This is a genomic window from Fodinibius sp. (assembly GCF_041642155.1).
GTDB lineage: Bacteria > Bacteroidota > Rhodothermia > Balneolales > Balneolaceae > Fodinibius.
The window spans coordinates 1-5,169 of record NZ_JBEPWZ010000222.1 but is presented as its reverse complement, the minus strand read 5'-3'; the positions used below and the strand labels follow the sequence as shown (position 1 = coordinate 5,169).

Below are 5,169 nucleotides of genomic sequence, written 5' to 3'. Positions count from 1 at the left end.
TGGACTTCCTTTTCTTTAGGCGCACGTCCGTAAGCAGTAAGATAGAGCTGTTCTATCATTTCATCCTCGGCCTGATCGTATTCCTTTACCCACCGGTTAGCTCCACGGGCAATAACTTCATTTAACTTTTCCCCGTTGGTAAGCTCCAGCGCCTGCAACAGGGTCGCTTCCGTTTGCCGGTTTGTAACAATATTTTCCCTCGTGGGACGCCCCATGGCCTTCAGGAAGTCGTCATTCGCCACCAGGGAAGCACGCGAAAATTCAAGCTGGTTCTCCAGATTATGGGTGAAATTCAGCAGTTGTCCCCAGCGACCGCTCTCCCGGCTATTTCCAAAACTCCGAACGGATCCCCACCCGCGGTCATCAAAATCAGGGGCCTCCCAGCCCTTGGAGGGTCGCTGGTCTGTAGCCCTCCATTGGTCACTGGAACGCACTTCCACTTCTTGCTCATCACCGGCAAATCGGATCCTGAGGTTAAGCAACATACCGGCCGGATTCGGTATGGTCCCTCCGTTCGTCCCTTCAGCAGCCAACAAGTTATTGCCGGTTTTCAGGTGTTCCGTCACATCGATACGATCGACCTGCCGCCAATCGTTTCCCTCACTGACCAGCGAGCTATTCAAATACAGTTTATAAGCCTCATCGGCCGTTACCAGCAGTTGTGCTTTTGCTATATCCCGGCCGGCCGGTATATCAAAATCGCGGCGAAAATAATAGGTGCCGGGCGGGGGCTGGCTCGGCCGATCATTTTCCCGGGTATCAAACCAGATCCAATCTGCTTCGGCAGGCGGCTTCTCATAAGGAGAATGGGCCACGGAATAGTAAAACGGGGCCGCAACCTGAGAAACCGCATCGGTGAACTGCTCGGCAGTCAACCGCTTCCTCAGGGGGCCTCTGAAAACATATTCTTCCGATTGGGCCTCCTCCCTGCTGATGCCCACAGAAGGAAGCTCATACGTGCGGGAACGTACAATCATAGCAATCAGGTGTTTCAGATCGTATTCGTGATCGATCAGGTCCGAAGCAAGCCAGTCAAGCATATCCTGGCTCCACGGTATGTTATCCATTTCATCCACGGGTTCAACGAGTCCCCTGCCCATAAGAAGCTCCCAGTAGCGGTTGGCAATGGTTCGATATAATCTCCCGTTTTGCTTTTGGGAAAGAATATCTGCCAGGCGTTCTAACCGCTCATCCCTTGAAAGGCTCTCATCAATTTCGCCTAATTCTTCACTGTATACAAATCCGGCTTTGGCTGTATCGCCTGTCGGTACTTCACAGCGCTGGATAGCAAGAGCTGAATCCGAAAAAACAGCTGCAAAAGAATAGGCATCGTCAAGCGTCAGGTTACTGACAAAGCTGTCGTGGCAGGAAGCACATTTCAGGTTTAGCCCAAGAAAAGACTGTGATATATTCTGTGCGGCCTGCATTTCCGTAGTCTGACTTGCATTGACCGCTCCCCGCCATTCAATGCCCCGGATAAATCCGTCGGACGCTTCGCCCGGATTCGTGAGCTCGCGAACCATCCGGTCATACCGCTTATTATGATACAAGGCATCATACAACCAGTCTGTAATCTGTTCTCTGCCTCCCGTAATGAATCCGGTACCGGTATAGTCATTACGTAACAGGTCATTCCAAAAGGTTAACCAGTGTTGGGCGTAATCGTGCTTTCGACTTAGAAGAGCTTCAACTAATTTATCTCTTTTATCCGGTGAGGAATCCTGCACGAACTCCTGCAATTCCTTTGGCTCGGGCATCAACCCTATAATGTCCATGTATACCCGGCGCATATAGGTTATATCATCCACGGGTTCGGGCCAGCTGATATCATGTTCTTCGAAATAGGCGTCTGTAAACCGGTCGATGGGATTGTCAAAATTGGAATCCGTATTGGATGGCACAGGCGGTTTATCAAGGGCAATGGGAGCCTCGCGAAATGTTTTGACCTCTTCGTCTGACCAGGGAGCCCCCACCTCAATCCACGTTCGTATAAGCTCCACCTGTCCCTCCGTTAACGAACTTCCCTTCTGTGGCATGACGTCGTCATGTCCTTTAGGCAACGTAATGCGACGCATCAGCTCGCTGTCTCCCGGCTGGCCCGGGGTAATAATAGGTCCATCGTCTCCCCCTTCCATGACAGCCTCTTCGCTGTTGAGCACCAGCCCACCCTCCGCTTCGTTCGAATCGTGGCAACGATAGCAGCTGCTTGCAAAAATGCGCCGGACACCTACATTAAGCTCATTCTTATGGGTTTCCGACAGGTCCCCCATCTCCATGTGTTGGCTCACTTCCGTCAACAACTCATCGAACTCACCTTCTGCGATGGAATCGTAATTCCATGGTAACACAGACGTTATATAATCATCCCCGTGGGTAAGGCTCGCTCCAAAATGTCCCGCAACCGTCAATACCAGGACCGTAGTTGCAAGGGCACCGCGGTACAGATTAAGATCCCTCTTTTTGCCGGTCCTTCCCGCCCGGTATACAAACCAGGAAGCGGCTGATCCCAGTACAGCCGTTGTAATACCTCCCCACTGGTGATAGAACAGGGTCGTCTCAGAATAGTTGCCACCGTAAGCAAGCATCAGTCCGAAAAATACAGCCAGCAGCGCTGTTCCTGTACCAATATATACCAGCCATCGTATACCCGAACGCAGCTCGGGCCGCTTGCCTCCCATGGTTAGCATTTCGAGAAAAAAAGCAATGAGCAGCGCCCCGATCGGAAAATGAACGATAAGCGGATGCATCCGTCCCAGGAGCTGCCAAATCCATAATTCTGAAAGAGTTTCAAAGATCATTAGTGCGTAAATTATAATTTTATTCCGAGTAGATACCGTTACTTGTTTATCTCCGGGTTTTCAGAAATAAATCTCTCATGTATTTTCAATCAATTATTCAGCTAATTCTTTTGCCCAGCCCTTGTCAATTTTGGGTAGCATATAATTTTTATTTTTCGTCGTACAACTTATTAAACGCCGTTTAGACAGGGTTTCTATCTTATCACCTGCCTGTATGATAAATACATCATTTATTCTGTCATAATCAATAGCCCGGGTTTTGAGTTAGTTCATCATTAATTAAAATTTCATCAGCGGGAATGGGAAATAAAGCTTCATAAGGCTCAAAAACATAATCGTCATCGGTAAATGGAATGCCCCCTCTGCTGGTAGTCGGGTTGCTTTTCTCCAATTCTCCGTGTTCATTTAAAAATTCCGCTAATTCTTCAGGAGTTTTTGTCCGTTTTAAATCAAACCAGCGATGGTTCTCAAAGGCCAGTTCAATCCTTCTTTCATGAAGAACGGTATCCCTGAACGTTTCTTGATTCAGTCCATTTACCGGTTTAAGTCCCGCACGTTCACGCACCTGATTCAGATAGTTATGTGCTTCTGCGGTAGGCCCCGACTCCTCATTGATTGCTTCGGCAAGCATCAATAAAACATCGGCATACCTGAGTACCGGCCAGTTATCATCCGTCCGTCCCCTGATAGCGTGGGGATGATGGTATTTGGTAATATAGGGGACTGGCACCCATTCTCCTTCATTATTTGTATATCCTTCATTTAACGAGACATCTTTTCGCAGATCCCCATCTTCATATGAGTTTATTATGTCCAACGACGGTATATTCCACCCACCACCATTTTGGCCGGAAAAATCAATCACTGCTCCCTCAGATTCCCGCGGAGCAAAGGTATAGATGAAACTACTGTGTTCTCCCAGATCATTACCTCCCTGAAACTGTACGTCAAAAATGGATTCTGCATGATTTTTATTTTGAGGATCAAAAACATCTGCGTAAGAGGGTAATAAAGCATAGCCCAGAGACTGAACCTGTTGTAGCGTATTTATCGCTTCCCCATACTCTTTTCTGGTGAGATATACTTTACCTAATAAACTGAGTGCAGCACCTTTGGTAACCCGGCCAACAACAGCCTCTCCAGGTTCAGGGACTCCCGAAATCGCAGTGGTAAGATCACTTTCAATCAGATTATAAACCTCATCTACAGATTGGCGTGAATAGGTCCAGGCTTCAGCTGGGGCATCAAGAGGTTCTGTCATAATAATAACATCCCCGAAATACTGAACAAGATGAAAATAATAATAGGCCCGGAGGAATTTTAATTCTCCTTCAAACTGTTGAGAGACACTTTCATCAAAGGTCGACTCTTCAAGTTTGTGCAGGCTTGTGTTTATATTTATTAGTGCCTGATAAATGCTGTTATACAAATTTGTGATGTTACTCGTGGACGGGTTTATTTGCCAGTATTCAATCGCTTCCAAGGCGGGACCTTGGCCACGATTTTCCACATTAAAATGAAGTGTAGTATTGTCCGTGATGAATTCATTATACTGCCACTGATCATGTATTATACCCTGTAGCTGGGAATATACCCCATTAACAGCCTGGGCCATCTGGTCTTCTGTTTTATAGAACTCATCTTCCACAAGACTTGTAGGATCTGTTTTATTCAGAAAATCACTGCACGAAATAAGCGTGACCAATAATAATAAGCTTAACAATCTGACAATATACCTCATAGCTGTTCAAATATTAGTTTAAAAATTTATTGTAGCTCCAAGTGAGAGCGTTCGGGGAACGGGATATGTCTGGTCGTCGAGTCCAGGACTAATACCCCCGTTTTGATCAACTTCCGGGTTATTACCAGGGTAGCTCGAAATCAACAGCAGGTTATCAGCACTCACATATGCACGAATATTATTGATCCCCGGTACCTTTGAAAACGTATAGCCCAGGGTAACGTTTTTGAGCCACGCATGACTTGCATCATAAATGTACTTTGAATTCGATTCTCGTTGCCATTTCCATGTATTAGTTGTGGGAATACGTCCATTCCCAGGATTGTCTGGTGATCTCCATCGATTCTTAGCCTCTGCAAGAATATTGAAAACCCCATCCATATTGAGTGTTGTTTTCTCAATTTGCCTCATAATATCATAATCCTGGGCACCTGTAATTAGGACGCTTAGATCAAATTTTTTATAATCGCTGCCAAGATTAATCCCCCAGACAAACTTGGGGTGAGGATTACCAATTTCCACCATATCCTCCGTATCATAGGAAACGATCCCGTCACCGTTGGTGTCGGCATATTTGAAAGTTCCGGGAATAGCCCCATCCTGAGTGGCATGATTATCTATCTCCTCCTC

At 46.7% G+C, this 5,169-nt stretch carries 2 protein-coding genes and 1 pseudogene; all 3 read right to left on the bottom strand.

The genetic code is table 11. The features are described from left to right. The coding region (locus ACESLU_RS11440; protein WP_372638781.1) for a DUF1549 domain-containing protein at window positions 1-2,798 on the bottom strand (2,798 nt) is incomplete at its 3' end. A gap of 244 nt (window positions 2,799-3,042) precedes the next feature. Continuing rightward, complete coding sequence (locus ACESLU_RS11435) at window positions 3,043-4,539, bottom strand: RagB/SusD family nutrient uptake outer membrane protein (protein WP_372638780.1); 1,497 nt, start codon at window positions 4,537-4,539, stop codon at window positions 3,043-3,045. 18 nt (window positions 4,540-4,557) lie between these two features. Beyond that, a pseudogene (locus ACESLU_RS11430) lies at window positions 4,558-5,169 on the bottom strand (TonB-dependent receptor); the annotation flags it as partial.

Coding starts and splice junctions, on each gene's coding strand:
- ACESLU_RS11435 (WP_372638780.1), bottom strand. CDS start 4,539: ATGAGGTATATTGTCAGATTGTTAAGCTTATTATTATTGGTCACGCTT.